Annotated in this window: 2 protein-coding genes and 2 pseudogenes; all 4 read right to left on the reverse strand. The window is 40.6% G+C overall.

The window, feature by feature from the left end; translation table 11 throughout:
* Nucleotides 1-179 precede the first annotated feature (179 nt).
* Nucleotides 180-1,376 (reverse strand): elongation factor Tu, encoded by a 1,197-nt coding sequence (gene tuf / locus HT725_RS07545; RefSeq protein WP_001040726.1) that lies wholly within the window; start codon nt 1,374-1,376, stop codon nt 180-182.
* 1,037 nt (nt 1,377-2,413) lie between these two features.
* The gene (gene gla, locus HT725_RS07550) at nt 2,414-3,283 is read right to left on the reverse strand and encodes an aquaglyceroporin Gla (protein WP_173213591.1); all 870 of its coding nucleotides are present in this window, start codon (nt 3,281-3,283) and stop codon (nt 2,414-2,416) included.
* Between the two features lie 225 nt (nt 3,284-3,508).
* Nucleotides 3,509-3,742: pseudogene (locus HT725_RS07555) on the reverse strand (ATP-binding cassette domain-containing protein); the annotation flags it as partial.
* A gap of 160 nt (nt 3,743-3,902) precedes the next feature.
* Nucleotides 3,903-4,395: pseudogene (locus tag HT725_RS10105) on the reverse strand (hypothetical protein); the annotation flags it as partial.

Consider the following 4,395-nt stretch of genomic DNA (forward strand, 5'->3'; position numbering starts at 1 on the left):
CTTCGTCAGTCTTATCTACAACTTCAAAACGGTGTTTTGAGCAGCCTGCAGCTAGCTTCCTAGTTTGCTCTTTGATTTTCATTGAGTATTAGTTCAATATCTGAAAAAAAAGAACCTTGCAATGCAAGATTCTTTTAGTGTCTGACTTAAATAATTGTTCTTCTGGGAACTAAATCGAATTAAGCTTCGATTTCTGTAACCATACCTGAACCAACAGTACGTCCACCCTCACGGATAGAGAATGTAGTACCTTGTTCTACGGCGATTGGGTGGATCAACTCAACGTCGATTGTCACGTTATCACCAGGCATTACCATTTCAGTACCTGCTGGAAGTTCGATTGAACCTGTAACGTCAGTAGTACGGAAGTAGAATTGTGGACGGTAGTTGTTGAAGAATGGAGTGTGACGTCCACCTTCTTCTTTAGTAAGGATGTAGACTTCACCTTTGAATTTAGTGTGTGGGTTGATTGAACCTGGTTTAGCAATAACTTGTCCACGTTCGATTTCGTCACGTTGAACACCACGAAGAAGGACACCTACGTTATCTCCGGCAAGACCTTCGTCAAGTTGTTTACGGAACATTTCAACACCAGTAACAACTGCTTTTTGAGTTTCTTCTTTGATACCAACGATTTCGATTTCGTCGTTGACTTTAACGATACCACGGTCGATACGTCCTGAAGCAACTGTACCACGTCCAGTGATTGAGAATACGTCTTCGACTGGAAGAAGCAATGGTTTGTCAGTGTCACGTTCTGGTTCTGGGATGTACTCATCAACTGTGTTCATCAATTCCATAACGATGTCTTCGTATTTAGTGTCACCTTCAAGGGCTTTAAGAGCTGAACCTTGGATAACTGGAAGATCGTCACCTGGGAAGTCGTATTCTGACAATAGGTCACGGATTTCCATTTCAACCAATTCAAGCAATTCTTCGTCGTCAACCAAGTCAACTTTGTTCATGAAGACGATAAGGTGTTTAACACCAACCTGACGTGAAAGAAGGATGTGCTCACGAGTTTGTGGCATTGGTCCGTCAGTTGAAGCTACTACAAGGATAGCTCCGTCCATTTGAGCAGCACCAGTGATCATGTTTTTAACGTAGTCCGCGTGTCCTGGAGCGTCGATGTGAGCGTAGTGACGTTTTTCAGTTTCGTACTCAACGTGCGCAGTGTTGATAGTGATACCGCGTTCGCGTTCTTCTGGAGCAGCATCGATAGACGCATAGTCTTTAGGTTGGTTAACTGATGAAGGCAAGCGACGTGCCAAAACAGTTGTGATAGCTGCAGTTAGGGTAGTTTTACCGTGGTCAACGTGTCCGATAGTACCAATGTTAACGTGTGGTTTACTACGATCGTATTTTTCTTTTGCCATTTGAGTAAAAGCCTCCAATAAAATATATTTTATAGATAGACAGTAGGCAATACAGTCTAACTTTCCTTACTATTTTATCAAATTTCAGCTAAATTGCAAGTGTTTTACAACGTTTTTGTGAATTATTCTTGGTAAAAATTTAACTAACTATATAGAAAGTACTAAATAGACTTATCCTTCGAGGAGTTTTCAGCATTATTCATCCACTCACTTGCTGAAAATGCAAACAGTCTCTGGTTTATACTACAAAAGCAAACTAGGAAGCTAGGTATAAGTTATTCACAACATCAGTTTAATACTCTTCGAACATCTCTTCAAACCACGTCAGCGTCGCCTTACCGTAGGTATAGTTGAGACTGGTCAAAAAGTCTTTGCAATCAGAAAAACATATAGTATCAGGTCTTGAGAAATCTTGGTACTATGCGTTTTATGGGAAGATTTACTTCATTTTCTCCTAAAGTCGAGTTTTTGCCAAACCTCTTCATCTACAACCTCAAAACATTATTTTGAGCTGACTTCGTCAGNNGCGGCTAGCTTCCTAGTTTACTCTTTGATTTTCATTGAGTATAAGATTGCAGATAAAACGATAAGGACGTCGGTCGAAGAATAGCCCCCCCTAATCGCTTATTTTATGGCAAAATGAAATAAAAACTGAACATCTTGTTAAGGAAGGCAAATCAATTCCTCACAATGTTTGAGAAAGAAGGGCTGACTATTCCAACTTCAACCAACTATAAAGCAGACTTACAAGATAGGGAACCCATCTCCGATAATATATAGTAGAATGAAAACTGCACAATTTGATTGGGGAATTCAAACCAATTTCTCACAATGTTTTAGAAACAAGGATCTATTATTTCAACTGCAAGCTACTATAGCCCATTAAAGCTGAATAGCCCACTGAGACTTCTAAACCACTGCTGGAGAGAAGTTTGTTTAGACTTTCTTTCATTTCCTAGAAAATCAAAAAGAGAGAACCAATCTGATCCTCTCTTACTTATAGATGGTGCTCACTCAAATGTTAAAGGAGCTATTTCTTAGAGATAAAGGAATTTGAATACAGCTACTGCCGCAATTGCTGCTACAATAGGTGCTACTACTGGTACCCAAGAATACCACCATTTTGAATCGCCTTTATGCTCACCAAGAACTGATTTTGGAAGGAAAGCATGAAGGAGACGTGGTCCCAAGTCACGGGCTGGGTTCAAGGCAGGTCCTGTAGGTCCACCAAGTGATGTTACCAAGGCCATAACGAGGAATCCAAGTGCCAAGTGAGCTACAGAAAGTCCTGAAGCAGTGTGTGGAGCCACCTGTGCTTTAATAGCCAAGTCAGAAAAATCAACTGTTTGTCCTGCTTGTGTTGCCATTTGTTTCATGTATTGAAGCACTTCAGCACCAAAGAAGTTTTTAGTCAAACCAAGAGCTGCAAAGAACAAAACAAATGAACCAACAAACTCGTTTACAAAACCATTAACAGTTGCTGCATAGCGACTTTCTTTTGTACCATGGTCAATACTTGAAATAGTTGAGAAAGTTCCCAAGATGTTATTTGAGTTTTCAGTTTTCAAGTAGAATGGGCGGTGTGTTGCCACAACCAAGGCTTGACCAAAGATAGCCCCCAAGACTTGCGCGATAATGTAAGGTACCACTTGTGCCCAAGGGAAAAGACCGCTAACTGCAAGTCCTAGAGTGAAAGCAGGGTTGATGTGGTTCCCAGATACGTTACCAAACATCAAGGCTGGGATCATAACCCCCATACCATAACCAACAGCGATGACGATCCAGCCACTTTGGTGACCTTTCGTACCTTTAAGTTCAACGTTGGCAACTGCACCATTCCCAAGAATGATCAAAATGGCAGTTCCCAAAAATTCAGTGGCATACTTTAGTGCCCATGTGAAATCCATTTGCTAGATTCTCCTTAAAATTTTTTAGACATTCCTTATTTTATCAATTTTTACCCTATTTAGCAACTAGTTTCTGGAAAGATTTTTTAAAAATAATACTCTTCGAAAATCTCTTCAAACCACGTCAACGTCGCCTTGCTGTAGATATATGTAACTGACTTCGTCAGTCTTATCTGCAACCTCAAAACAGTGTTTTGAGCTAACTTCGTCAGTCTTATCTGCAACCTCAAAACGGCTATCTTGGGCTAGGTAAGACAGAGAAATATCTTTTTTCTTATTGATTTCTCCGCTAGTTGTCTCCTCTTCTCCAACTAAAATCTTCAAAAGAGTAGACTTACCTGCACCATTTTTCCCAACAAGGGCAATCAGATCTCGTTCATCAACCTGTAGGTTGATATTATCAAAAAGAACCTCTCCTGCAAAAGAACGTTCAATTTTATTAGCTTGTAAAATAATCATACAAGTAGTATAGCATGTTTCCCTAAGGCATTCAAGACAATCGTCTTAACCCAAATATCCTAGAAAAACCGGCTCTGCTTATTCTTGGTATTAAAAAGTATTTGGATTATAAACTCTACTTATTTTTTTGTAAGATAGCTAGCTAAACATTTTCGCTCGTTTACAAGAGTGATTCAAACTCAGCGACAGTCATTCCTAACTGCTGGCTGGCAAATTCAGAAGTTAAAACATGTTGACGAACCATGTCTAAGAAGGCAAAAAGTTTTCCACGTTCTAAACCCTGTTCAAGACCCTCAGATCGTCCTCGTTCAATCCCCTGTTCAATACCTTCTGCTCGTCCTTGTTCAAGACCACGCTCCAGTCCTTGTTCAACCCCCTCAGCCCTAGCGGTTTCCAAAGCATAGTCCTGTGCTAACAAGGCTTGTTCTTCGCGCATACGTAGTTGACTAAACATTTTTCTGTCCTCCTCGGACCAGCTCTTGTAGTCCAGCAGTTGGTCTGCTTGGCTGATGGCTCGCTCGGGTTCTTGAGTAAAGGGCTTGTTCCCAAAAAACTCCAACCACGGCTTGCGAACCTCGTCTTTGCTGGTTTCTCTGTATTTCTTTAATTCCAAGAATGCCATCTTGACTAGATGGTTTTCTTGTCCATTGTTT

This window comes from Streptococcus sp. 2579 (genome assembly GCF_013277195.1).
Taxonomy (GTDB): domain Bacteria; phylum Bacillota; class Bacilli; order Lactobacillales; family Streptococcaceae; genus Streptococcus.